The sequence below is a fragment of the Rothia nasimurium genome (assembly GCF_928391935.1).
Classification (GTDB): Bacteria; Actinomycetota; Actinomycetes; order Actinomycetales; family Micrococcaceae; genus Rothia; species Rothia nasimurium_D.
In genome coordinates this window covers 95,930-122,285 of record NZ_CAKMTD010000005.1, presented here as the reverse complement: position 1 = coordinate 122,285, position 26,356 = coordinate 95,930, and the positions used below count along the sequence as shown (strand labels likewise).

General features: G+C 61.9%; 17 protein-coding genes. 13 read left to right on the top strand and 4 right to left on the bottom strand.

Going from position 1 to position 26,356, the window contains the following annotated elements; all coding sequences use genetic code 11:
* Positions 1-2 precede the first annotated feature (2 nt).
* Both purL and L7A15_RS07040 read left to right on the top strand, forming a co-directional pair.
* On the top strand, positions 3-2,321 hold the full coding sequence (gene purL / locus L7A15_RS07045) for a phosphoribosylformylglycinamidine synthase subunit PurL (RefSeq protein WP_237208921.1): 2,319 nt from the start codon (positions 3-5) through the stop codon (positions 2,319-2,321).
* 1,501 nt (positions 2,322-3,822) lie between these two features.
* Positions 3,823-4,812, top strand: a complete 990-nt coding sequence (locus tag L7A15_RS07040; RefSeq protein WP_237208920.1) for a hypothetical protein — start codon at positions 3,823-3,825, stop codon at positions 4,810-4,812.
* Between the two features lie 127 nt (positions 4,813-4,939).
* Here the strand turns inward: L7A15_RS07040 and L7A15_RS07035 are convergent, their stop codons facing one another.
* Entirely contained in the window at positions 4,940-5,587 is a 648-nt protein-coding gene (locus tag L7A15_RS07035; protein ID WP_237188985.1) for a heme oxygenase (biliverdin-producing), read from the bottom strand.
* 214 nt (positions 5,588-5,801) lie between these two features.
* Here L7A15_RS07035 and L7A15_RS07030 point away from each other — a divergent pair, with 214 nt between their 5' ends.
* The 10 genes from L7A15_RS07030 (at position 5,802) to L7A15_RS06985 (ending at position 21,708) form a co-directional block, all read left to right on the top strand.
* Entirely contained in the window at positions 5,802-7,991 is a 2,190-nt protein-coding gene (locus tag L7A15_RS07030; protein ID WP_237188986.1) for an HtaA domain-containing protein, read from the top strand.
* 125 nt (positions 7,992-8,116) lie between these two features.
* Positions 8,117-9,376: a heme/hemin ABC transporter substrate-binding protein gene (locus L7A15_RS07025; RefSeq protein ID WP_237188987.1), complete on the top strand. Its 1,260-nt coding sequence runs from the start codon at positions 8,117-8,119 to the stop codon at positions 9,374-9,376.
* An 8-nt stretch (positions 9,377-9,384) separates the two neighbouring features.
* The gene (locus L7A15_RS07020) at positions 9,385-10,425 is read left to right on the top strand and encodes a FecCD family ABC transporter permease (protein ID WP_237208919.1); all 1,041 of its coding nucleotides are present in this window, start codon (positions 9,385-9,387) and stop codon (positions 10,423-10,425) included.
* The gene (locus L7A15_RS07015) at positions 10,425-11,198 is read left to right on the top strand and encodes a heme ABC transporter ATP-binding protein (protein ID WP_237201729.1); all 774 of its coding nucleotides are present in this window, start codon (positions 10,425-10,427) and stop codon (positions 11,196-11,198) included. Before L7A15_RS07020 ends, L7A15_RS07015 begins: the two co-directional genes overlap by 1 nt.
* A 117-nt stretch (positions 11,199-11,315) precedes the next feature.
* Entirely contained in the window at positions 11,316-13,823 is a 2,508-nt protein-coding gene (locus tag L7A15_RS07010; protein WP_237208918.1) for an HAD-IC family P-type ATPase, read from the top strand.
* Positions 13,824-14,090: 267 nt separating this feature from the next.
* The gene (locus tag L7A15_RS07005; protein WP_237208917.1) at positions 14,091-16,154 is read left to right on the top strand and encodes a glucose PTS transporter subunit IIA; all 2,064 of its coding nucleotides are present in this window, start codon (positions 14,091-14,093) and stop codon (positions 16,152-16,154) included.
* 123 nt (positions 16,155-16,277) lie between these two features.
* Positions 16,278-16,754 (top strand): GNAT family N-acetyltransferase, encoded by a 477-nt coding sequence (locus L7A15_RS07000; RefSeq protein ID WP_237208916.1) that lies wholly within the window; start codon positions 16,278-16,280, stop codon positions 16,752-16,754.
* A gap of 334 nt (positions 16,755-17,088) precedes the next feature.
* A complete protein-coding gene (locus L7A15_RS06995) occupies positions 17,089-18,837 on the top strand; it encodes an ABC transporter family substrate-binding protein (RefSeq protein WP_237208915.1) in 1,749 nt (582 codons plus the stop codon).
* A gap of 154 nt (positions 18,838-18,991) precedes the next feature.
* Positions 18,992-20,524 (top strand): ABC transporter permease, encoded by a 1,533-nt coding sequence (locus L7A15_RS06990; RefSeq protein ID WP_237201739.1) that lies wholly within the window; start codon positions 18,992-18,994, stop codon positions 20,522-20,524.
* On the top strand, positions 20,524-21,708 hold the full coding sequence (locus L7A15_RS06985) for an ABC transporter permease (protein ID WP_237189742.1): 1,185 nt from the start codon (positions 20,524-20,526) through the stop codon (positions 21,706-21,708). The genes L7A15_RS06990 and L7A15_RS06985 overlap by 1 nt, the downstream gene beginning before the upstream one ends.
* Before the next feature lie 91 nt (positions 21,709-21,799).
* Here the strand turns inward: L7A15_RS06985 and L7A15_RS06980 are convergent, their stop codons facing one another.
* Positions 21,800-22,420, bottom strand: a complete 621-nt coding sequence (locus L7A15_RS06980; RefSeq protein WP_237189741.1) for a PH domain-containing protein — start codon at positions 22,418-22,420, stop codon at positions 21,800-21,802.
* A gap of 78 nt (positions 22,421-22,498) precedes the next feature.
* Here L7A15_RS06980 and L7A15_RS06975 point away from each other — a divergent pair, with 78 nt between their 5' ends.
* Positions 22,499-24,247 carry an ABC transporter ATP-binding protein gene (locus tag L7A15_RS06975; RefSeq protein ID WP_237189740.1) on the top strand — a complete coding sequence of 583 codons (1,749 nt, stop codon included), beginning with the start codon at positions 22,499-22,501 and terminating at the stop codon, positions 24,245-24,247.
* Between the two features lie 262 nt (positions 24,248-24,509).
* Here L7A15_RS06975 and L7A15_RS06970 read toward each other — a convergent pair whose 3' ends face one another.
* Both L7A15_RS06970 and L7A15_RS06965 read right to left on the bottom strand, forming a co-directional pair.
* On the bottom strand, positions 24,510-25,472 hold the full coding sequence (locus tag L7A15_RS06970) for a phosphoglycerate dehydrogenase (protein ID WP_237208914.1): 963 nt from the start codon (positions 25,470-25,472) through the stop codon (positions 24,510-24,512).
* Positions 25,473-25,583: 111 nt separating this feature from the next.
* Positions 25,584-26,273 carry a TetR/AcrR family transcriptional regulator gene (locus L7A15_RS06965; protein WP_237189738.1) on the bottom strand — a complete coding sequence of 230 codons (690 nt, stop codon included), beginning with the start codon at positions 26,271-26,273 and terminating at the stop codon, positions 25,584-25,586.
* Between the last annotated feature and the right edge of the window lie 83 nt (positions 26,274-26,356).

The following is a 26,356-nucleotide window of genomic DNA, read 5'->3' as shown; positions in this document are numbered from 1 at the left end:
CATTGAGCGAAAAGAAGTTTAACCTCGACACCGTCGAGCACGCCGCAGCCACCCCTGACACTGAACTCCCCTGGGCTGAGCTGGGCCTGAAGGAAAACGAGTTCGAGGACATCAAGAAGATTCTTGGCCGCCGCCCCACCGCAGCCGAGCTGGCCATGTACTCGGTTATGTGGTCTGAGCACTGCTCCTACAAGTCCTCCAAGGTTCACCTCAAGCAGTTCGGCGCCAAGGTCACCGACGAGATGAAGAAGGACCTCATGGTCGGCATCGGCGAGAACGCCGGCGTGACCAACATTGGCAACGGCTGGGCCGTGACCTTCAAGATCGAGTCCCACAACCACCCCTCCTACGTTGAGCCCTACCAGGGTGCAGCGACCGGCGTGGGCGGTATCGTGCGTGACATTATCTCGATGGGTGCCCGCCCCGTGGCCGTCATGGACCCCCTGCGTTTTGGTGCCATTGACCACCCCGACACCGCCCGCGTCCTGCCCGGCGTTGTCTCCGGTGTGGGCGGCTACGGCAACTCCCTGGGCCTGCCCAACATCGGCGGCGAAGTTGAGTTTGACGAGTGCTACCAGGCCAACCCCCTGGTCAACGCCCTGGCTGTGGGCATCATGCGCCACGAGGACATCCGCACCGCAAACGCCTCAGGTACCGGCAACAAGGTCATCCTCTTCGGTGCCCGCACCGGTGGCGACGGCATTGGCGGCGCTTCGGTTCTGGCGTCGGAGTCCTTCGACGACACCAAGCCCTCCAAGCGCCCCGCCGTCCAGGTGGGCGACCCCTTCGCTGAGAAGGTGCTGATTGAGTGCTGCCTGGAGCTCTTCAAGAACTCCATCGTTGAAGGTATTCAAGACCTGGGCGCTGCGGGTATTTCCTGCGCCACCTCCGAGCTGGCCTCTAACGGTGACGGCGGTATGCACGTTGACCTGACCAAGGTTCTGCTGCGCGACCCCACCCTGACCCCGGGTGAGATCCTCATGTCTGAGTCCCAGGAACGCATGATGGCAGTGGTTACCCCCGAGAACCTGAGCCGCTTCGAAGACATCATGGCCAAGTGGGATGTCGAATACTCCATTCTGGGTGAGGTCACCGGCTCTGGCCGCCTGACCATCGAGTGGCAGGGCGAGATCATCGTGGACGTTGACCCCAAGACCGTCGCCCACGACGGGCCCACCTACGAGCGCCCCTACGCCCGCCCCGAGTGGCAGGACGCCCTGCAGGCCGACAAGTTCACCGGCTCTAGCGCGGACGACGCCCGCCCCACCGGTGCTGAGCTGGGCGAGGCTATCAAGGCTTTCATGGCCGCCCCCAACATGTGCTCCAAGTCCTGGATTACTAACCAGTACGACCGCTACGTTCAGGGCAACACCGCCCTGTCCATGCCCGATGATTCTGGCGTGATTCGCGTGGACGAAGAGACCGGCCTGGGCGTTGCCCTGGCCACCGACTCTAACCCCCGCTTCACTAAGCTGGACCCCTACGAGGGCGCCAAGGCCTCCCTGGCTGAGGCCTACCGTAACGTCGCTACCGTGGGCGCCCGCCCCGTGGCTGTCTCTGACTGCCTGAACTTCGGTTCCCCCGAGGACCCGGACATCATGTGGCAGTTCGCTGAGGCTGTACGCGGTATCGCTGACGGCTGTATGGAACTGGGCGTGCCTGTGACCGGCGGTAACGTCTCCCTCTACAACCAGACCGGTGGCAAGGCTATTAACCCCACCCCCGTGGTTGCCATGATGGGCGTGATGGACGACGTCACCCGCCGCACCCCCTCCGGTTGGGCTCCTGAGCACGACGGCCAGGCCCTCTACCTGCTGGGCACCACCGGCGACGAGCTGGACGGCTCCGAGTGGGCCCGTTTCAAGGGTCACCTGGGCGGCCTGCCCCCCAAGGTTGATCTGGCGGCTGAGAAGCTACTGGGCGACATGCTGGTGAACATGAGCCGGGACGGCATGATTGATGCCGCCCACGACGTTTCTGCCGGTGGCCTGGCCGCTGCCCTGGTTGAGGGTTGCCTGCGCTTTGGCGTCGGTGCCCGCGTTGGCCTGGGTGAGGTTGCTGAGCGTGACGGTATTGACCTCTTCACCCTGCTCTTCTCAGAGTCCCTGGGCCGCGTGGTTGTATCTGTGCCCCGTTCTGAGGAAGTTCGCTTCAAGGACATGTGCACCGCTCGCGACTACCCCTTCGCCCGGATTGGTGTCGTAGACGCTGCTTCTAAGGCCCTGGACATTCAGGGTGAGGTCGCTATCGACCTGGACGAGCTGCGCGAAGCCCACGAGGGCACCCTGGCCCGCTACTTCGGTGAGGTTGCCCCCAGCTAGTCGCTAGCTACTGTGTAAGGACGCCGCCCCGCCCCTACCCTGCCCCACGGCAGGTAAGGTGCGTGGCGGCGTCCTTCTGCTTTTATCAACTGAATAAAGCTAGAGTTAAACCTGTACACACCAGCAAAGGAATCTCTATGTTTTCTCGCACCACACTCATGAGCATCCTGGGAATCGCGGCTCTCGCGCTCTCAGCCTGCTCCTCATCCGGCGGTGTTCCAGAACCCACCCCCGTTCATGAATCATCAAGCAGCTCGGCAGCACCGTCGCCTTCGGCCACAACATCAAGCCCCTCACCTACCGCAGAAACGCCCTCATCTGAACCTACGGTAGAGCAAACAACTACTGAGGCCACTCCCGCACAAGCCCAGACACCTCCTTCTCCTTCTGAACAAGCCTCTCCCGCATCAGATGCTATTGCAGCGCCAGGTACCAACTGCGGCCCCGTGGTCAATAGTGAGGGCGAAAGTACTGAGGGAAGCGTCTATGTCTCTGGCGGAGCCGTAAGCTGCGCTGAAGCTATCTCAGTTTTTAACTCCTACTTCCCCCAGATACCCGATCTTGCCTACAACCGATACGGGGTCGTCGAAGGCATACTGGGAGGGTACACCTGCCAGATGAACCGGCAATATATGGGTGCCTACGCAATGTTAAGCGGCCAAGTGTACCTCTGCCAAAACAGCGCAAACGGCGCCTACCTTGAGCTGCGCTACCCTGGGGAACGAGTGCTACCCGGCTATGTAGTCGATATGAACAAACATATCGGTGACCCTCCGGGGGCTATGACTGGCACCGCAGTCACTTTCTCTACTCCCGCTCAGACCGTTGATTGCATTGGCACTCTCGACACCAAAACAATCACCTGCCGGGCCTTCCTGGCTGGGGGTGGCATTAACTATGTGACGATGGGCAAAGCCGGGGCTCCAACTTTCTCTGATTTTAGCGACGGCCCTACCGCCCCCGTTCAGTCGACCCCTGTTGATGTAGGCACAGTCATCACAGCGCTGGGTGTCTCGTGCAAGCCCACGGATGCGCAGACCCTATACTGCGTCAACACTACGCACGGGTTCACCCTGTCTCCCAATGGGTTTGTTCAAGACTAGTTACTCATAGTCGCCTGATCGCCCCAGGGATAAAGCTCCTCTCTATTCGAGAGGAGCTTTCTTTTTCGCCTTAAAACAAGGCCGAAGAAGTCTACTTTTGCCAGAATACGTGTGCACCCCTCCAGTTGCAGCCGTCAATTGTGCAGACAAAACCTGCAAGGCACACCCATTTCCATATCGTCATAAAGCCCCTGAAACTTCTAGCCCCTGCCCAGCTGAACCCCCGCTTATGCCCTGGGTTGGGACCGTCCTCACCTCTTTTGATTTTCGGGGCTTAACTTCTGCCTCAGTCAGCTGACCTCCCCCGATTTGTGAAAGACCCCGTGGCCAGGTAGGAAGGAAGACCCGCAACCATCGATTAGCTGACTGTGCCCTGCGTCATGTTTAATGGAAGGAGCATGAGTAACTCCTCTTCGCGCCAGTCGGCAGCAGCGTCACCGTGGGCCACCTACCGGCCCACTGCCCTGATTGCTCGGCTCAAAAATCTACCTGAAGACCAGCTGCCCATCAGCCTGCCCGGCTTCATCCAGGTATTTGCCACGCACCCCCAGGTGCTACCTATCAAGCTCCTGAGGTGTTCCTTCGTAAGCAGGCGGGGGCTCGTCCTCCGGCTCGGCGCCCTCCCCCTGCTGGTGCTCTGCCTCCCCCTCTATATCGCCGCCGTCTGGGGTGTCAGCCCGCTGAGCACCGCCGTCCTCGCCATTCTTGCCTGGGCTCTTGTTTCTTTCACCCCTGCCTTGTTGAGTAGGGTTATCCTGGCCCAACGCTACGGTATTCGGGCGCGAGACGTCCTCGACTATTTCACGTTGACCCTACAGCCCCAGTTACTCACCTACCTGACCTCCCTCAGGCAGGAGCAGGACGACGTCGACCTCGCCCTCAAAACCGCCCACCATATTGCCAGGTTCCAACAGTGGGTTGATTTCAGCCTACCTTTTGCCCCAGCCCAGGAGAGTGCCAGCCGCCATCACCCCAGCTCGGCGCAACGTTACCCCGAGCCACTCGGCTTTGACGATCCCCGCAACCCCTACCGTGACGATTTCATCGACCTAGTGAGCGCCACCGCTGGCCCCATCCGGCCGCATCTCATGTTTAAAGTTGGGGAAACCTATCAGATGGTGGGCGCAAACGGTGGGGCACCCCAGCCCTGGCGGTGGATCCTCAAAGACCCCACCTGCCTGCACGGTTGCGATACCCGGGGCACCTCCTTTTGCCTGACCCTCGCTGCCTTTTCTTGGGCGTGGCGGCAGGAGCTTCTTCCCGCGGTGCGGGCTTTTCAGGACGGCCAGGCCTCAGGCGCCGACCTCGAAACCGCCTATGCCCGGTTCAGGGCCCGCTATCCTCTGACTGATCCGCACGGGTACCAAGACCATCCCCATAAGCACTAACCAAGCACCAAGCCCCGGGGGAACAACGGGGCAAGAGGCTAGTTCCCCGCACAAGAAAACCCGCCCTGGGCTACCTTCGTAGGCGCCAGGGCGGGTAACTCATGCGGTCATTTTTGCACGGTAGAACCTATTGGGCCAGTTCTGCAAAAACGCGGGAGTTGTAGTCGAAGCCAGCAAGGGCCTCGTCAATAAGGGCGTCCCGCTGGGCGTCCGTCATGGGAGCCTCATCGAGCAGGGAGCGGTAGGAATCCTTGAAGACCTTGGGCTTGGGGAGGGCGTCAAAGCGGTACATACTCAGCGCCTCGGGGGCCAGGCCGTAGTGGCGGGCCATGAGGGCGGCGACCACCTGGCCCCCAGAAAGATCGCCCAGGTAGCGCAGGTAGTGGTGGGCTAAGAACCGTTCAGGGGCGGACGCTGTTGCCCGGATAGCTGCTGCATATTCAGTAGTTGCGGGTAGGGCAGGTTCCACCTCGGTCTGACCGAGGGCAGCGAGGTCGGCCTTAATGGCCTCCAGGCGGTCTAGACCTTCAAGGGTGAAGGGGTCTGTGATGGGATTGGGGGCAGCCCGGAAGCTAGCGGCAACTTCTTCAAGGGCCTCGTAGATATAGAAGTACTGGTTGAGCAGGCGCTGGTAGTCGGCAGCTGAGAGCTTACCGCCCATGAGGTCGGTCATGAAGGTGGAGTGTTCTGCGGCGTCGTGGCGGGCAGCGGTCTCGGCCTTGAGGCGGGCTGCGAAGCCGGTAGGACGCTGGGTGTCGGCAAGGGTTGCGGTCATGATGGTTTTCCTGGGGTAGGTGTCTAGTGGTGGCCCACAACAAAGGCCTTAAACGACAGACTGTCACTAAAACACAATTAAGTCAAGCGCTTGTAACCTATTTTTATTAGGCTGGCCTTAATGCTAATTTAGCTCTGCCAACAACATTTCTGAGGACCCCCTTGACCCCCAAGTGGGCCCCGCCAGATTCATCAGACACTAACAAGGACACCCCATGCCCTCACAGTTCACCGCTAAGCGCACCGGAGCGCTCCTAGCGACAGCAGCCCTCACCCTGACCGGCTTGACTCTCACTTCCTCCCCCCTGGCCCACGCAACCAGCGAACCCACCAACAGCCTGGCCGCTGCGAGTGCGTCCGCAACCCACGTCACCAACAATGCCACCCTCTCCTGGGCCCTCAAGGACTCCTTCATCAAGTACGTCACCGGCGCCTTCGCCGGGGGCACCATTACCGTGACCGACGGCCCCACCTTCAACGGCTCGTCCTTTGCCTGGGAGGGCGCTACCGGCGAGTTCACCGGCGCTAACGGCACCATCAACTACCCCGGCACCATCCACATCACCGCCCATAAGGGTGCCCTCGACATCACCTACACCAACATCAAGTTGGTCATCAACGGAACCAGCGGCACCCTGGTCATGGACGTAAAGTCCAAGGGTTACAACGGCTCCCCCGATATTGACTCCACCGCCGTCAACTTCGCCACCGTAGACCTCAGCGGAATCGCCTTTAAGGCCGGCACTATCTCAGCCAACCAGGCCCCCACCGCCCTGACTGCCGACGGCGCTGCGGCCTTCGCCGGTTTCTACAAGGCTGGGGACGTCCTGGCCCCCCTGACCTTCTCAGCCACCCTGACTGAGAAGCCCGCCCCGGCCCCGTCACCTGAGCCCACCCCGGCGCCGTCCACCCCTGCAACCGATGGGGTCAGCAACGCAGCTGGCACCGTGACCTGGGGTATCAAGGATTCCTTCCTGAACTACCTGATCTCTCAGAACGCAGTAACCCCCGGCGAGAACACCACCCTTGAGGGCAACAATTTTGTCTTCGCAGGTGCCACCGCCCAGAAGACTGATACCGGCTACTCCATCAGTGTTCCGGGTAGCTTCTCCCTGGTTGCCCACGGCGGGGTGCTGAACATTAACCTGCACAGCTTCCGGGTCGTCACTGATGGCGCCCAGGGCTACATCTACGCCACCGGCACCTCGGCTAACACCGGTGAAATTACCGACCAGCCCATCGCCACCTTTGACGCCGCCGCCCTGACCCTTGGCGCTGACGGCTCCTTGGTTCTGGACGGGGCCGCTACCCGCGCTACCGCCCACGCAAGCACCATTTTTGGCTCCCGCTACGCCGAAGGCACCGAATTCGATCCGCTGTATCTGAACGTCGCAGCCCCTGTCGAAACCCCGGCCCCTGAAGCTCCAGCACCTGAGGCTCCTGTCGAAACCCCGGCTCCCGAAGCTCCGGCACCTGAGGCTCCTGTCGAAACCCCTGCCCCCGTTGAGACCCCGGCACCTGCAGATACCCCTGCGCCTACTGCACCCGCCCCCGAGGCAGCCCCGGGCAACCCCACCGACCCTGCCAACGCTAACCCCCAGTGTGTTCCGGTGACCGTCACTGAGACTGTTGCCGGTGCAACCACTACCCAGGCTGACGGCACCGTCTCAGCTGCTACTTTCGACTGGGGTGTGCGCTCCTCCTTCCGCAACTACATCGGTGGTGGCATCGCCAAGGGTGGCTGGGAACTGAACGGCGTCACCTACGCTAACCAGGCCTTCGGCTGGTACAACGGCTCAGGAACCTACGCTAACGGCAAGGGTTCTGTGGCTTTCGAGGGCTCTGTCCGTTTCACCGGCCACGGCGGCACCTTGAACACCCTGATGGCTAACCCCCGCCTTGAGATCAACGGTTCTACCGGCACCCTCTACCTGACCGTAAGCTCTAATGACGTGCAGGGGCAGACAACCCACCACGGTGAGGTTGCTTTCGCCACCGTTGACACCTCAGCTCTGGTAGTTGACGGCTCTACCGTGTCCCTCTCTGGTGCTGCCGCTTCCCTCACTGAGGCTGGTGCCGCCGCCTTTGCTGGCTTCTACTCAGCAGGTATGGCCCTTGACCCCATCAGCTTCACCGGCACCCTGGGTTCACAGACCGTCACCGGTGCTTCCCAGACCATTGAGAAGACTCAGTATGTTGCTGAGAACGGCGCTAACTGTGATGAGCTGAACGCCCAGGCTCAGCGTCAGGCAGCAGCTCAGAAGTCGGCTGCCCAGCAGGCTTCTTCTGGTTCCTCGGCTGGTGCTCAGCGTCTGGCTTCAACGGGTGCTAGCGTTGGCGCCCTGGCCCTGGCTGGGGCGGCCCTGGTTGCTGGTGGTGTGGCTGTAGCCCGCCGTCGCCGCTAGGCCCCTGGCCCTGTGGTTCTTAGCGGGCAGGCGTGTGTAGGCGCCTGCCCGCTTCCCCCTTTTATATGTGTCGTAGGGGCGCGGCTAGTCCCTGGTGGACGACGGTGTCGTCAGGAGGTAGTTCTATGTTTGGTTTTCCTTGTTTTTCGGTTTTTTCTGCTGGTCGTCGTTCCTTGCCGGTTGTGTCTGGGGCGGTTCTTGCGGCCCTGGTTTTGTCGTCGTGTGCGGGGGGCGGATCGGTTTCTGAGGCTGGGGCCTCGTCTGCTTCCCCTAGTCCGGCAGCTTCCCAGGTTGCGGCGGCTTCTACTTCTGAGGCTCCTGCATCTGCAGCTCCTGCTGAGTCTGCCCAGGCTACGGCCGGTGGTATTGCCCCGGTGGAGAATGAGCAGGTTCATCGCACGGCCTTGCAGGAGGCTGAGGATCGGTTGAGGGCCCAGGCGGTGGCAGATCCCAAGGCCCTGACGGGTCTGGCGACGGCGGCGTCCGTCCCGGATGTGCTACCGCTTGAGAACCCGCAGGCCCCGCAGCTGCCGGTGACCGTCACTGATTTTCAGGGCACCGAGGTGACCGTGACCAGTGCCGACCGGATTCTGGCACTGGATATGTACGGCACCCTAGCCCAGACCGTCCTGGCCTTGGGGCTGGGCGACAACCTGGTCGGCAGGGTTACTTCTTCAACCGAAACCGCCCTGGCCGACCTGCCCCTGGTGACGGAGAACGGCCACGATATTTCTGCTGAGGCGGTGCTTTCCCTGGCCCCGACCGTGGTGCTCATGGACACCACCAACGGCCCCCTTGAAATTACCGAGCAGTTGCGTTCTGCCGGGGTGACCGTGGTGCATTTTGACCCGGCCCGCTCCCTCGACCAGGTGGTGCCCCAGATTCATGCGGTTGCCGCCGCCCTGGGGGTTGAGGACGCCGGTGCCCGCCTGGGTGAGCGCGTCCAGGCTGAGATTGATTCGGCCTTGGCCACTATTGCTGAGGTAGCCCCCCAGGATCCTGCCCAGAAGGTGGGCATGGCCTTCCTTTACGTTCGGGGTACTGCCGGTGTCTTCTTCATTCTGGGAGATGGCACGGGGGCTGATGAGCTGATTACGGCCCTGGGCGGACGCGACGTGGCCAGCGAGGGCGGGGCGTCCGGCACGATTCCGGCTAACGCTGAGGCCCTGGTGCGGGCTAATCCTGAGTTGATTCTGACCATGACCGGTGGGGTTCAGTCCACCGGGGGTATTGAGGGTTTCTTTGCCCGCCCCGGTGTTGCTGAGACGACGGCGGGGGCCAACCAGCGTGTTGTTGATATGGCTGATGGGCAGATTCTCTCCTTTGGGCCGAACTCGGCTGCTGTTCTTCTGTCCCTCGCCACCGCTATCTATACCCAACAGTAAAAATAAGTATGCCTACCCGTCACACACGTTCCCACACCCTCCCCGTCTTTATCGTCCTGCCCCTAGCCCTGACCGTTACCGTCCTGGTGTCTGCTAGCCTGGGCCAGTTTGAGATTCCTGTTCCCCAGGTTGTCGGCGGGATCGCCCGGTCCCTGGGTTGGGCTGCCCCCGATTCTACCCAGCAGCTAGCAGACGCAACCCTCTGGAACATTCGGGTGCCCCGTATTCTCTTGGGGCTCCTGGTCGGGGCGGCCCTGGGGGTGTCCGGAGCGGTCATGCAGGCGGTCTTTGGGAACCCCCTGGCTGAGCCCGGTGTGATTGGGGTGTCGGCAGGGGCCGCGGTGGGGGCTTGCACCGCCATTGTCTTCGGGATCAACCTGCTGGGTATCTTCACCGTGCCCCTCTTCGCCTTTGCCTGCGCCCTGCTCACCACCGCCCTGGTCTACATCTTTTCGCGGTCAAGTGGGCGGGCTGAGGTTCTTTCCATGATTCTGACCGGCATTGCGGTGACCGCCGTGGCCAACGCCCTGATTGCCCTGATGGTTTTCATGGCCGATGACGCCAGCCGTGACCAGATTGTTTTCTGGCAGATGGGTTCCCTCAACGGGGCTACCTGGGCGGCGGTGGCAACCAGCGCCCCCATTATTGCCCTTGGCCTCACCGGCTGCCTGTTCCTGGCCCGGCAGCTCAACCTCCTGGCCTTAGGTGACAGGGCCGCCCGCCATTCGGGGGTCAATGTGGAGCGCCTGCGCCTGGCTGCCATTACCTGCACGGCCCTCCTGACGGGGGCTGCTGTTGCCTATGCGGGAATCATCGCCTTTGTGGGGCTGATTGTTCCCCACCTGCTCCGCATGGTGGTGGGGCCCTCGAACCGGGTCCTGCTTCCGGCTTCTGCCCTGGGTGGGGCCCTGCTCATTGCGACTTCTGATGTAGCGGCCCGCACCCTGGTTGAGTTCGCTGACCTGCCCATCGGCATTTTTACCGCCCTGGTTGGTGGGCCCACCTTTTTCGTACTGCTCCGCCGGAACCTCCGAAAGGGGGCCCTCTAATGCCTGCCCTGCTCACTGCGTCTTCCCTGAACCTGGCCTACGGGTCCCGGCAGATTCTTTCTGAGGTGTCGCTTGAGGTCGCCCCCGGTGAGGTTCTGGCCCTGATCGGCCCGAACGGGGCGGGGAAATCCACCCTCCTGGCGGCCCTGGCCGGGGACCTTACCCCCGACAGTGGCCAGGTCATCCTTGCTGGCCAGGACCTTGCCTCCTACAAGCCCCTGGCCCTAGCCCGCGCCCGGGCCGTCCTCCTCCAAAAGACCTCGGTGGCCTTTTCCTATACGGTCCGCCAGGTGGTGGAGATGGGCCGGGCCCCCTGGCGGGGCACAGACCGGCAGGACGAAGACGAAGCGGCCGTCACCGCCGCCCTGGCAGCAACCGATACCACCCACCTGGCGGGGCGGGACGTCCGCACCCTCTCTGGTGGGGAGGCCGGGCGGGCCCACCTGGCCCGGGTGCTGGCCCAGCGCACCCCCCTGCTCCTCTTGGACGAGCCAACGGCCGCCCTCGATATCCGCCACCAGGAGCAGACCCTGGCCCTGGCCCGGCAGGCGGCCGCCTCGGGGGTGGCTGTTGTGGTGGTGCTCCACGATCTTGATCTTGCAGCCTCCTACGCTGACCGTATTCTCCTGCTAGCCCAGGGGCAGGTGCGGGCTGACGGCAGCCCGGGGCAGGTCTTGACCTCCGACCTGCTCAGTGAAGTCTACGGCTACCCGATTGAGGTGCTGGCCCACCCGGTCAGTGGCAGGCTCCTGGTCTTGCCCGTCCGCGCCTGAAGCGGCAGGGGCGAAGCGGGGCGGGCCTTCCAGAATCCCCCGGCAGGTGGACGCCCCACCCCCTAGCTCCCACTAGACTAGGTAGAAGACATTAGCCCGCACCGTCAAGGAGCCCCCATGCCTGCTTCCGCGCCCACGCACCGCGTGAACGTGAGTACCCAGCCCGATTCCCAGCTGGTGGCAACCGGTTTGAGTGCAGAGCAGGTGGCTGAGCGCAGGGCAGCGGGGCTGGTGAACGTCCAAAATAATGCGACCTCCCGCTCAACCGCCACGATTATTCGCACCCATCTTTTCACCATGTTTAACCTGGTGCTGGGCCTGTGTGGGCTGGCGGTTATTCTGGTGGGTTCCTGGCTAGATACCCTGTTTCTCTTGGCGGCTATTGCCAATGTGGTTATTGGTTTTACCCAGGAGTTTTCGGCTAAGCGCCAGCTGGACCGCATTGCCCTGCTGCGCCGTGACCCGGTGAGTGTGCTTCGCGATGGCCAGCTGACCCAGGTGCAGATGGAAGAGCTGGTTCTCGACGATGTGGTCCTGCTCAAGCGCGGGGACCAGGTCCCGGCTGACGCCCTGGTTCTAACCAGTGACGGCTTAGACCTTGACGAGTCCCTGCTCACCGGCGAGAACGACCCGGTGGGCAAGAAGCCGGGGGACGCGGTGCTCTCGGCCTCCTCGGTCATTGGGGGGTCGGGCAAGGTTCGACTTACGGCCGTGGGGGCTACCTCACGGGCCGCAAAAATTACGGCTGAGGCCCGCCAGTTCACCACCATTCATTCTGAGCTTCGTGCCGGCATGGAGCGAGTGGTGAAGTGGATTACCTGGGCCCTGCTTCCCATTATTGCGATCGTGCTGAACGGGCAAATGCAGGCGGCCGGCGGCTGGTCTCTTGCCCTTGAGACCGATGCCTGGCGGGGGGCCCTCATTACCGCTGTATCGTCGGTGGCCTCCATGATTCCCCAGGGCCTGGCCCTGATGACCACGATCTCCTTTGCGGTGGCTTCGGTTAAGCTGGCCCGCTCTGAGGTGCTGATTCAGGAGCAGCCCGCCGTTGAGGTGCTGGCCCGCGTTGATACCGTTTGTTTTGATAAGACCGGCACCCTGACCGAGGGCGGGGTGCGGTTTGAGTCGGTTCGCACCCTGTCTGGCCAGGTGGTCTGGGGCCAGGACGGCGCCCAGGACGCAGGCGCCCCAGCAGGTGCCCTCCGGGAGGGGTGGGCTACCGCCCTGGGCTGGTTGGGGGCCGACCAGAACGCCAACCCTACAGCTGCCGCCCTCAAAGACCCTTTCGCGGGTTTCCCCGCTCCCGAACCCACCGGCGTCCTGCCTTTCTCCTCTGCCCTGCGCTTTAGCGGGGTGGAGTTCGGTGGTACCGGGGCCTGGCTCCTGGGCGCCCCCGAGGCCCTCCTAGCTGCCGATTCCCCCGCCCGGGAGCTGGCCGGTGACCTGGCCGAAAGCGGCCTGCGCGTGCTCGTCCTGGCCCAGGCTCCTGCCCTCACCCGGGACGGGGCGGGGCAGGTTGCCACGGTGGTTCCAGCCCAACTGGCCCCCCAGGCCCTGGTGATTTTCCGGGAGCAGGTGCGGGCCGAGGCCCCCGATACCCTGGCCTATTTCGCCTCCCAGGGAATCGATCTGAAAGTCTTTTCGGGCGATAACCCGCGCACTGTGCTTGCTGCTGCCCGCGAGGCTGGCATGGACGTCTCCGCCGGGGCCCTGGACGCATCAACCCTGCCCGAGGACGGCCCCGAGCTTGTCGAGGCAGCCCTCACCCACGCCGTCTTTGGCCGCGTCTCCCCCGAGCAGAAAAAGAATATGGTGCTGGGCCTGCGCGAGGCCGGGCATGTTGTTGCCATGACCGGCGACGGTATCAACGACGCCCTGGCCCTCAAGCACGCCGATTTGGGCATTGCTATGGGCAACGCGGCCCCGGCCACCAAGGCAGTCTCCCGCCTGGTTCTTCTGGACGGCCGCTTCGACCGCCTGCCCTCGGTGCTGGCTGAGGGACGCAAGATTATTGCCAATATCGAGCGGGTCACCAACCTCTTCTTGACCAAGACGGCCTTTGCCATCATGCTGGGCCTGGTTCTGGGCCTGCTCTGCTGGAAGTTCCCCTTCCTGCCCCGCCAGTACTCCACTGCCGACCTTCTGATTGTGGGTGGCCCGGCCTTCTTCTTGACCATGCTGCCTAATAGCCGCCGGTATGTGAGCGGGTTCCTGCAGCGGGCCCTGCATTTTGCCCTGCCTGCGGCCCTCGTCATTACCGTGGTTCTGGTCTTCGTCAATGGGTACGGGGCCTACGTGGCCCGCGTCAGCACCTCTGAGGTTCAGACCGCTACCTTTATGGCCCTGGCGCTCATGGGTATTTACAACATCACGACGGTGGTGCGCCCGGTTCGGGGGGTCCGTCTTGCGATTGTGGGGGGCATGTATGCGGGCCTGGTGGCGGTCCTGCTTCTGCCACCCTCCCTCTGGTACCACCAGTTCACCATTCCAACCGGGGAATATATGCTTGCCACCCTGGGGTCAGCCCTGGTGGGCTGCCTGCTCCTTGAAACCAACTTCCGCCTGCACTCCGCCTGGTTGAAGGCCAAGCACCCGGCCCTGCTACAGGCCTCAACCCAGCACTAAAAAACTTACCCAGCCCACTTGCGTAGCCCCGCCCGAGCAGAGTAGCCTAGAACACGAGCGGGGCTCCTGGGCCCCACACACGAAAACCAATCATCAGGATTGTTACTGGTTAAGCAGGCAAGACCTGGGTTGCTATCGGCTCACTCACCGGGTGCACCCCGGCAGTTTGAGCACCCCTCTGCCCTCTAGGGCCCTGGGGAATCGATCAGCGACTCGGGTCTTTTTTGTTGCCACCGGTAACAACCACACACTGTAAAGGCTAGATCCGTGAATAACTCACAGATGGGCGAGAAGATCCTTGAGGGCCTCGGCGGCCCCGAGAACATCTCTCACTTCACCCACTGCGCCACCCGCCTGCGCGTTACCCCCAAATCCAAGGCGTCCATCAACTCCGCCAGCCTCGAGAAGGTACCCGGCGTCCTCTCCGTTATCGAGCAGTCCGGCCAGACCCAGGTTGTCCTGGGCGACAAGGTTGAAGCCGTCTACAACGAAATGCTCAAGCTCCCCGGCATGGGTGCCGTTGGCGAATCTGCCGATCAGGGCTCTGGCGACGAGAAGAAGGCCAGCGCCCTGACCCGCGTCTTCGACGTCCTCTCAGACTCCTTCCGCCCCATCCTCTGGGCCCTGCTGGGCACCTCCATGATCCTGACCCTGATCGTATTCCTGCAGCAGCTGGGCTACTTCGGTCAGTACACCGACCTCACCGGCCAGGTCGTCAACATCGACATCGTCAACGGCCCCCGCCTGGCCGACGCCGACGCAGCCGCCACCATGCTCAACGAGTGGCGAGCAGCCTTCCCCTTCTGGTTCATCATGCTGGCCGCCTCCCTGTCCGTCCTGCAGTTCATGCCCATCATGCTGGGCGCAACCGCAGCCAAGCGCCTGGGCGCCAACATGTGGGTTGGTGCAGCTATCCCCGCCGCCCTCATGACCGGCACCTTCCAGGGCTTTAACGAGATTGCCACCGACGGCGTCGTCAACGTCCCCTTCCTGGGCCTGGATCTGCCCCTGTACGTCATGAACTACACCGGCCAGATCTTCCCGCCCCTCTTCGCCGCAGCCCTGCTGGCCCCCCTGGAGCGCTTCCTGAAGAAGGTCATCCCCACCATGCTGCACATGGTCTTCGTGCCCATGCTCTCCGTCATGATCCTGGTACCCCTGACCGCCTTCCTGATCGGCCCCATCGGCATCAAGTTCGCTCTGGCTATCTCTGACTTCATCGGCGGTGTCAACGAAATCGCCCCCTGGCTGGTCGGTGGCCTCATCGCCGGTCTCTACCTCTTCATGGTTCCCCTGGGCCTGCACTGGCCCCTGAACGCCGTCATGATTAACAACCTGCAGACCGACGGCGTGGACTTCATCCAGTCCCCCATGGGTGCCTACAACTTCGCCGTCTTCGGTGTTGTCACCGGTGTTGCTATCGTTGCCCGCCGCAACAAGGAGCTGCGCCAGACCGCTGTGGGTGCAGCCGCCTCGGGTCTGCTCGGCGGTATCTCTGAGCCCTCTCTCTACGGCATCGTCCTGCGCTACAAGCGCGTCTTCCCCCTGATCCTGGTCCCCGCCATCATCGGTGGTGCCACCATCTCAGCCCTGGGTGTCAAGTCCTACGCCTTTGCCTTCACCTCCCTGATTTCTATCCCCGCAATGCAGCCCTGGTACCTCTACATGATTGGTCTGGCTATTGCCTTCTTCGGCGCTATGGCTGGCGTGCTGGTCTTTGGCTACGAGTCCAAGGCCCAGAAGTCTGAGGCAAAGGTTGCTGCCACCCAGGCTGAGGGTGAGGAAGGTGCTGTAGCAGGTGCCGCTCCCGCTACAGCTGCCGTTGCAGGTACTGCTGCCCCCGCAGCTGCCGCTCCTGAAGCCGCTGAGGCTGGCGCCGTCCTGACAGTCGCCTCCCCCCTGGAAGGCAAGGCCCTTCCCCTGTCTGAGACCCCTGACCCCATCTTTGCCGCTGAAAAGCTGGGCAAGGGCGCTGCGATCTTGCCGACCGGCAACACCGTTGTAGCCCCCGGTGCCGGTAAGGTCACCGTCACCATGCCCTCTGGCCACGCTATCGGTCTGAAGCTGGATAACGGCGTGGAGCTCCTGATTCACGTTGGTATTGACACCGTAAACCTGAACGGTGAAGGCTTCGACGTCAAGGTTGAAAAGGGCCAGCGCGTTGCCGCCGGTGACGCCCTGCTGACCTTCGACCCTGAGGTCATCAAGTCTGCCGGTTACAGCCTGGTCACCCCGGTTCTCGTCACCAACACCAACCGCTTTGCGGATGTTGAAGGTGCAACCGGTGACGTTCAGCCCGGCTCCCAGCTGCTTGAGGTAACCACCAAGTAGTCTGTTCCCGACTGCCCCAAGGCCCCGTCCCTCCTGGTGTGAGGGACGGGGCCTTGTTCATGGGCGACGGGCTGCAGGCAGGGACGAATGGGTGGCTGGGACTGGGCGTTTTAGACTGGGCCTATGTTTACTCTTAAGACCTTTCAGGAGCTCACCCTTGAGGAGCTCAACGAGATCTATATTTTGCGCGGCCAGGTGTTCGTGGTGGAGCAGAAAATTACCGAGGAAAACGAGATTGATCGGGCTGACAGGTTTGCCCTGCACCTCTTTTCTGCGAACCAGGACGGCGAGATGCTGGCTTATCTACGCATGTTTGACCTGGGCGTTTACTCCGACGCCTCCCATCCCGCGGAACCTGGCACCTGGACCCTGGGCCGGGTGGCGGTTCGTCAGGACGCCCGTGGCACAGGCCTAGGTCGCAGGCTCTTGGACGCTGGAATCGAGTGGATTGCTCACAATACGGACGCCTCAAAAATTTCTATCAGCGCCCAGGCTTACTTAAAAGACCGGTACTACGGCCCGGCAGGCTTTGAGCAGGTTGGCGCGTCCTACCTTGAGGTTGGAATCGAACACGTACACATGGTGAAATACCTGCGATAGGGCCCCTCCCTGGGGAATCTCAAAGATCAGGTCAGGAGCTGGGTGGCCCAAATAGACATCCCGACCTTCGGGTTCATATACGTTTTAATAACCCGAAAAAATCCAACCTGACTAGATGAAATATTTGTCAATTTACGAAAAATTTACGTTTATTGCAGAGTTTTTATCTCAGAAGTTTAGTTTCGTGTGGCGCCGACCCTACCAAGTGCCCTAGTATAGGACGTACACAGTGTGTGACCCAACACACCGCTTGCGGTCTTGGGCCTGCCACGACGCGCTCGTCGGCATGAAAACACACCACAACATACACTTTCCCCTCACCAAGGAGACACCAATGCGCAAGACCCGCATTACTTCAGCACTCAGCCTCTCCGCTGTTGCTGCCCTTGCCCTCTCAGCATGCGCTAGCCAGTCCGGCACCACCGCTAGCAACGACTCCAGCGCAGCTGCTGGCGACAAGTCCGTTTCTCTGGCGATCACCAACGTATTCTCCTCCCTGAACGCTGGCACTGCTGAAGGCAACTCAGACACCAACGGCATTATCGCTGCCATGACTACCCGTGGCTTCCTCACCATCACCAACACCTTCGACCTGAAGAAGAACGAATGGTTCGGTAGCTACTCCATGACCGAAGAGGGCGAAGGTATCAAGGTAGACTACAAGGTCAACGACGACCAGAAGTGGTCCGATGGTAACGACATCGACAAGGGTGACCTCCTCCTGGCTTGGGCTTCACAGTCCGGCTACTTCGACAGCGAAGATGGCTCAGTGACCTACTTCGACTACGCCGGTGAAACCGCAGGTCTGGGCGGCGCAGGCAAGCCCACCCTGGGTGAAGATGGCCGCTCCATCTCCTTCACCTACCCCACCGCTTTCGCTGACTGGGAAATCGCCTACGACATTGGCAAGCCCGCCCACGTCGTTGCTGAACTGGCTGGCATCGACGAAGCCAAGCTGATCGAGGTTATCGAGTCCGCTGAGCCCGGCGTAGAGAACGAAGACCTCAAGAAGATTGCTGAAGCCTGGAACACCGGCTACAACACCACCACCCTGCCCGCAGAGAGCCTGCTGGTCAGCAACGGCCCCTACCTGGTTTCAGCCGTTGAAGAGAACCAGTCAGTCACCCTGACCGCTAACCCCAACTACCAGGGTGACGTCAAGCCCGCCATCGGCGAAGTTGTTCTCAAGATTCTTCCCGACGTCAACGCCCAGATCCAGGCTCTGAAGAACGGTGAAGTCAACGGTGTTGCCCCCCAGGCCTCCGTCGACACCATCACCCAGCTGAACGACATGTCAGGTGTTGTCACCGAAACCCAGCCTGACCAGGCCTACGACCACCTGGACCTGAACATGAAGGAAGGCTCCCCCTTCGCTGACGCCAACGTCCGCAAGGCCTTCCTCCTGACCGTTCCCCGCCAGGACATCCTCGACAAGCTGATCAAGCCCATGGACCCCGAGGCCCAGGTTCTCAACTCCCAGCTCTACGTAGCTTCTGACTCCGAGAACTACGCCAAGACCATCCAGACCAACAACTCCTCCGAGTACCCCCTGGATAACATGGACGCCAACATCGAGAAGGCTAAGGAACTGCTGGGCGGCCAGACCCCCACCATCCGCATTCTCTACAACTCCAAGAACCCCAACCGCGTCAACTCCTTCCAGATGATCAAGGAATCCGCTGAGAAGGCCGGCTTCATCGTTGAGGACGCAGGTAACGAGCAGTGGTCCAAGCTGCTTGCCGGTGGCGACTACGAAGCCTCCATCTTCGGCTGGGTTTCATCAGGCGTTGGCAACTCCTCCCTGGGCCAGATCTTCGCAGCAGGTTCATCCTCCAACTTCACCAGCTACAACAACGAAACCGTTAACGCTGCAGCTGATGAAATCATGAAGACCACCGACACCGCCCGCATTGAGGAACTCAAGATGCAGGCAGACGGCGAAATCTTCAAGGACGGTTACGGCCTGCCCCTCTTCCAGTCCATCGCTGTTACCTCGGTTTCAGACACCATCACCGGTGTCAAGCCCAAGCCCGGCCAGCAGCCCCTGACCTGGAACATCGAAGAGTGGGACATCGCCGAGTAGTCGATTAACGCTCACGTCATGCTACAGACCATGACCGGTTCATGCCTGTAACTGCCCTAGGCGCGGACGCTCATGAGCGTCCGCGCCTTCTGGCTGTTGAGCAAGCCTACCGTGTACCCCACGAACACGCCCCACTACCCCATCAGGACTCATCATGCTCATGTACTCCGTGAGGCGACTGATCACCGCTGTTTTCATCCTCTTCGGTGCATCCTTCCTCATTTACAACCTCGTAGCCATCGCGGGCGACCCCCTCGAAGAGCTTCGAGTATCAACCGCCCCCAATAAAGAAGCCCTCATCGCCCAGCGTATTGAGGCCCTTGACTTGGACACCCCCGCCCCCATCCGCTACTTCAAGTGGCTCGGCGGCGTCCTCGGGTGCTTCGCAGGCAAGTGCGACTTCGGCCAGAACCTGGCAGGCACCCCCGTCACCCAGCTTCTCTCCAACGCCATCTACCAGACCCTAACCCTGGTCGTTGCCGCAACCATCCTTTCCATCCTGATCGGTGTGAGCCTCGGTATCGTCTCAGCGCTCCGCCAGTACTCAGGCCTGGACTACACCATCACCTTCGCAAGCTTTCTCTTCTTCTCCCTGCCCTCCTTCTGGATCGCAGTTCTGCTCAAGGAATTCGTTGCGATTGGCTTCAATGACTTCCTCCGCAACCCGGTGGTCACCATACCAACGACCCTGCTGATTTCAGTCATTGCAGGTTTCTTCTGGTACGCAGCCTCCTTCGGCAAGCAGAAGACCCGCTACCTCATGGGCCTACTCGGCTTCGCCATCACCGCAGGCGCCATCATCTTCGTCTCCACCACCCTCTGGTTCCGCACCCCCTTCCTGGGTATCCCCTTCATCCTGCCCCTGGGCCTGCTGGCAGCAGTCGTCTTCACCATCCTGGTCTCCGGCCTGCGTAACCGCCGGGCCCTGGCAGCAGGTATCGCCATGGTCGTCGTCGGCCTAATCGCCTACTTCCCCATCCAGGGTCTGCTCGACCAGGCAACCTTCCTGATGGTCATCATCATCGCAGCAGCCTTTATGGTTCTAGGTGTAGCCGCTGGCTACATCGCCGGTGGCTACGACAAGGGCCAGGGCGCCCGCGTCGGCCTGCTCACTGGCCTCGTCATGGCCCTGCTGATCATCGCCGACCGCTTCATGCAGGCCTGGCCCGACTACATCAGCAACAGCCGCATTAAGGGCCGCCCGATTCCCACCGCCAATGCATCCACCCCCAACCTGCAGGGTGACTTCTGGATTCTGGGAATCGACACCATGACCCACATCCTGCTCCCCACCATTGCCCTGACCCTGATCTCCCTGGCGTCCTACTCACGCTACTCACGAGCCTCCATGCTTGAGATCATGAACCAGGACTACATCCGCACCGCCCGCGCCAAGGGCGTCTCAGAACGCACCGTCGTCATGAAGCACGCCTTCCGCAACGCCCTGATCCCCCTGGCCACCATCATCGCCATGGACATCGGCGGCATCATCGGCGGCGCCGCGATCACCGAGCGTATCTTCGCCTTCAAGGGCATGGGTACCCTCTTCCTCGACGCATTGCACATGACCGACGCAGCACCCGTCATGGGCGTCTTCCTGATCACCGGTATCATGGCGCTCGTCTTCAACCTGGTTGCTGACCTTCTCTACTCAGCACTCGATCCGCGCGTGAGGGTGAAAGCATAATGAGCACTAACGAACAGAACCTCGGCTCCAGCAAAGAGCCCACCACCGAAACCACGGCCCTCCGCTCGGTTGAGACAAACATCGACATCCGGGCCCAAGAGTCCGTCGGCCAGACCCAGGGCCAGATCGTCCGCAAACGCTTCCGGCAGAACACCGGCGCGGTCGTCTCCCTCTGCGTCCTGATCGGTATCCTCCTGCTGGCCATCACCTCTATCGGCGTTGGCCCCATCCCCGGTTGGTGGAAGTACACCTACTCCGAGATGAACCCCATCGTCAACGGGGCAGCCCCCAACGCCCAGCACTGGTTCGGCCAGGACACCACCGGCCGTGACCTCTTCGCCATGACCATGCGCGGTGTTCAGAACTCCTTCCTGGTCGTCTTCCTGATCACCTCCATCGCTGGCTTCCTCGGCGTCCTCTTCGGCGGCCTGGCAGGCTACTACCGCGGCTGGATTGAAGCTGTCATCATGCGCTTCACCGACATGATCATCATCATCCCCCTGATCCTGCTCACCGCCGTCCTCGGTAAACTGGCCGGTAGCTACTTCCAGGGCATTTGGAACACCATCATGTTCGGTGTCGTCGTCGGCCTGCTCTTCTGGTCCTCCCTGGCCCGTCTGGTCCGTGCAGAGTTCCTCTCCCTGCGTGAACGTGAGTTCGTCGACGCCGCCCGCCTGGCAGGTGCCTCCGACATGCGTATCATCTTCAAGCACATCCTGCCCAACGCCATCGGCGTGGTTACCGTGAACGTGTCCCTGATGATGAGTGCCGCAATCCTCACCGAAACCGCCCTCTCCTACCTGGGCTTCGGTATCAAGGCCCCCGACTGGTCCCTGGGCTCCCTGATTTCAGAAAACCAGTCAGCCTTCGCAACCCGCCCCTGGCTCTTCTGGTTCCCCGGCCTCTTCATCCTGGCGATCTCCCTCGCCGTCAACTTCGTCGGCGACGGCCTACGTGACGCCTTCGACCCCCGTCAGAAGAAGTTCAACCCCAAGAAGGCAAAGGAACGCACCGCCCACTCCGCAGAAAACGGGGTAGGCATTGACGGCACCGCGGCCCCCGCAGTAGCAGTCGCAGCAACCACCATTGCCTCAGACATCGAAACCCCGGCCAGCAGCCGCACCTCAGATTCCCTCGATCAGAATCTCGACGGCCAGGCAGGCCCCTCGGGCGAGAACCGATAAGGCAAGCTCCCATCACAAGGACAGTGGCGGTGAGCGCACCCGCACTCACCGCCACCTATAACCTCATAGAGAAACGCAGAAGCAACCGGAGCTACACCATCAGGCCAGCTACCGCAGCAACCAAAAGGACGGCAAAGGCAACCGCCCCGCGCACGTCCACCCGGCTCGTCTGCACCGGCTGAACCTGATCCAAGGCCCCGTCCTCCACCAGCTCCTGCCAGTAGCCACGCAACACCAAGGCGACCGCACCGGCAGAAGAGTTCGGCAGATCAGAGGTCCTCACCGACCCCCCTGCCCCATAGGTAATGGAGGGCAGACGCTTCAAATCCTGCTTATGGGCGTTCAAGGACGCCACCATCCCGCTCGACGGGATACCAAACGCCTGATAACCCCTCGTCGGGGTCACCAGGGTCAGATGGTAACGGGTTGAAATATCAATCAGGGCAGCATAATTCACGGTATGGGTGACAAAGGGATTAACCACCGTCACCTCGTCCCGCCCCACCACCACGTGGGGGCGGCCCAAAAGATACCAGACCGCATAAGCGAGGAAGACCACGCCCCAGCCACGGGTCAGCAGGGCTACCGCCCCGCCGCTCACCGCTAAAGTCACCATCACCACCAGGGCGACCAGTATCGAGCACCAGGTATAAAAAGGCGCGGTCCTCACACGATAGGTCACCGGAAAATTCTGCACATACTGAGACTTCATAGTCTTAGATTCTCTCAGATGAAGTAGCTGTCGCCACACCAGACTCCTAGACAACACAACCAAGAGTTGGGAAAACCAGTGAACACTCCAGCAACTCAGCCCACCGGCCAGCCGGTGCTTGAAGTTCGTAACCTCAGCGTCGACTTCGGTGTCGAACGCAAATGGGTTCCCGCCGCCATGAACCTCAACTACGAGGTCCACGCCGGCGAGGTCCTCGCCATCGTGGGTGAATCCGGCTCCGGTAAGTCCGTATCCTCCATGGGTATGATTGGCCTCCTGCCGAAGAACGCCCGCGTCACCGGCTCCGTCAAGCTCAACGGCCGCGAACTCATCGGGCTCACCAACACCGAGCTGCTCAGCGTCCGCGGTGAAGAAGTCGCCGTGATCTTCCAGGAACCCATGACCGCCATGAACCCGGTCATGACCGTCGGCGACCAGATCGTCGAAACCCTGCGAATCCACAAGGACATCTCCCCGGCAGACGCCAAGGCCGAAGCCATCAAGATGCTTGAAATGGTCGAAATGCCCGACCCCATCAAGGCCTTCAACTCCTACCCCCACCAGATGTCCGGTGGCCAGCGCCAGCGTGCCATGATCGCCCAGTCGCTCTCCACCAACCCCAAGCTCCTGATCGCCGACGAGCCCACCACCGCACTCGACGTCACCGTCCAGGCCGAGATCCTGGAACTCATGCGTAACCTGCAGAAGAAGCTCAACTCGGCCATCATCCTGATCACCCACGACATGGGTGTCGTCGCCGACCTGGCCGACCGCGTCGCCGTCATGCGCCGCGGCGAAATCGTTGAAACCGGCGAAATCCACGAGGTCTTCAACAACCCCAAGCACGAATACACCCAGGCCCTACTCGGGGCTGTGCTCCACCTGGGCGGCGACGAAATCGACGTCAACGCCGCTATCGACGACGCCGCCGAGAACGCCCGCCCCGCCACCGCCATGCTGGAACAGCTCGCCCCCGAGCGCACCGGTGAGGTCATCCTCTCCCTCAAGGACGTCGCCCTCGAATACCCCAAGCAGGGTCGCGTCGGCCCCTTCCGGGCCGTCACCGGTGCCAACCTTGAAATCCGGGCCGGTGAGGTCCTGGGCCTGGTGGGCGAATCCGGTTCAGGTAAGTCCACCATCGGACGCGCCACCGTCGGCTTCCTGCAGGTCGCCGAAGGTGAACTGAACGTCTGCGGCGTCGACATGCGCAAGCCCAGCCGCAAGGACCTGGCCGAGGTACGCAAGCACGTCGGTATGGTCTTCCAGGATCCCTCCTCCTCCCTCAACCCCCGCCTGCCCATCGGCGAATCCATCGGTGAGCCCATGATGTTGGCTGGCGTGGCCAAGGGCGCCGAACTGCAGAAGCGCATTGAGGAACTCCTGGACCGCGTTGAGCTTCCCCGCTCCTACCGCAACCGCTACCCGCACGAGCTCTCCGGCGGCCAGAAGCAGCGCGTCGGTATCGCCCGCGCCCTCTCCCTCAAGCCCAAGCTCCTGATCGCCGACGAACCCACCTCAGCTCTTGACGTGTCCGTCCAGGCCCGCGTGCTTGAGCTCTTCCAGGAACTCCAGGAAGAAATGGGCTTCGCCTGCCTCTTTGTCACCCACGACCTGGCCGTCATTGACGCCCTGGCAGACCGTATCGCCGTGATGCGCCGCGGTGAAATCGTGGAGCAGGGCCCGCGCGAGCAGATCCTGCGCCACCCGCGCGAAGCCTACACCCAGCGCCTGCTGGCCGCTGTGCCCCTGCCCGACCCGGACGCCCAGGCAGAACGCCGCGAACTACGCGCCAAGCTGCTGGACGAAACCGGCCACGTTGTGAGCTAAACACGGCTCAAACCTAGAAAAAGAGCTCCACCAGAGATTCTGGTGGAGCTCTTTTTCTGTACCTCGCTGGTAGGGCATACCAGCAGGTCATGCCAGGGGCCTGCTAGCGCCAGCTGACCCTCTCGGGCTCGCGCCGGGGCGCTCCCCCGATTCACGCCAGACCCAGCCAGCTGGCTTTTAGCAGGCCCCGGCATGCCCTCACCTGGCCGATTCAGGCCAGGGGTAGGGCAATAGCTACAAGGCTCTGCCCCCTTTGACTCCCCTAGTTCATCTTGTTGCGCCAGTCAGCGTCCTTGCCCGCGCGGGTGTCGCGCAGGGCCTGGAGGTTCTGCTTAATCAGGGCCTCGGGATTAACCGGGCGGCCACCGGCAGAGTGGGGGGTAATCACCAGGTTCTTCGCGCCCCAGAGCGGGTCGCTGGCAGGCAGGGGCTCGGTGACAGTCACGTCAATACCGGCACCCGCAATCTGGCCGCTGTTGAGGGCCTCAATCAGGTCAGCCTCGTTGACGGTGGGGCCGCGGCCCACATTGATGACGTAGGCGCGGTCGGGTAGCTTGGCCAGGCGGGCGGCGTCCAGGGAGTTCTTGGTTTCCTCGGAGTTGGGCAGGATCATCACCAGGATGTCGGTGGTTTCAAGTACCGAATCAACATCGTCGGTGGCAACGACGGGGAAGCCGTAGCGTTCACCTGCAGAACGGGCCACACCGGTTACCTCAGCCCCAAAGGCCTTGAAGAGTAGGGCGGTTTCACGGCCAATAGAGCCGAAGCCCCAGATAGTGACCTTGGCACCCAGCAGGGTGGTGACCTGGTCAGCCGGGTGAAGCTCCTGGGGGCCACCCAGCTCAGTAGCCCAGTTGTTCTTGGCCTGGTGCTCAGCCAGGGTGGGCAGGAAACGCACAAAGTTGAGGGTCAGGGCCAGGGCGTGCTCGGCGACGGTCTTGGAGTGCAGACCGCTACCGGAGGCGATAACAGCCTCGGGGCGGAAGCCCGCAGCCCTGGCCTGGTCGGGGCCAGCCAGCAGGGCCTGAACCAGCTCTACCTGCTGAAGGTGGGTGGCGGCGTCCTTAAGCTGCTCATTGGTGTTGCCCCAGGCCACCAGGACGTCAGCGTCCCGGTGCTCGGGGGCAATGTTGACGGCAGGGTCGTAGCTTACGGCCTCGTCACCAGGCTCCAGCCCCAGGGCGTCCTGGTTGAGGGTGATTGAGGTCGGCAGAAGAATTTTCACGGTGTACTCCTTTGTTCCAGCTAAAGGGCGCTCACGGCCCACTAGCCACTCTACTCCCCCCTTACCCTACCGCGTCCACCCCGTGACCCCGTATGACGGCAGGGCAGATAGCTAGTCCTCGCGGAGCAGGTGGCGGAAGTTATGCACGGCCTGGGCAACCTTCTGATCCCGGGTATCCCCCAGGGGCAGGCGCTTGGTGTAGTCCAGGTAGCGCCATATAGCCGAGGCTATGCACACGCCACCCTGCACGAGGTCTTCATCGTAATGGGTGGGGTGGTCAACCGGATCGGACGAATCCGGGGTGAAGTAGATGAAAGGCCCCCGGCGCCCCTGCCGGGCAAACTCCTTCCAGTCAATCGTCCGCAAGAAATCAGCCAGCACACTCTCACAGGCCAAATTGTGGGTGCGCAGACGAAAGCGAAGCTCCGGATAGGCCGACACAAGCTCAACAACCTGATCATAGGGAGGGCCCTGCACAGACTCCAACACAATATCCAGGAGCAGGTGGGTAATCCGCTCAAAAATATAGAGGTCCTCCCGCTCAGAATCCCGACGCAGAATCTCCTCGGTCACAGCCGGAGTCCGCAGGCCCAAGACCGCGTCCTCCTTACCCTGGAAATAATTGAAGAGGGTACGCGGGCTCACCCCGGCCTGGGCAACAATCTCGTCCGTGGTCGTCGCCTTAAAACCCTTTTCCTGCACCAGGCGCAGGGCAGCCTCATGAATCAGAGCATGGGTTCGTTCCCTCCGCTGCTGACGGATCGAAGGTCTGGGTTTACCGGGAGAAGTAGTAGTAGTCACCCCACCATTCTATTCCAGGCACCCCACCCTTGTTCTCCAGGCGACCTAACCAGAGGCCAAGCTACCAGCCCAAGCCGGGGCGG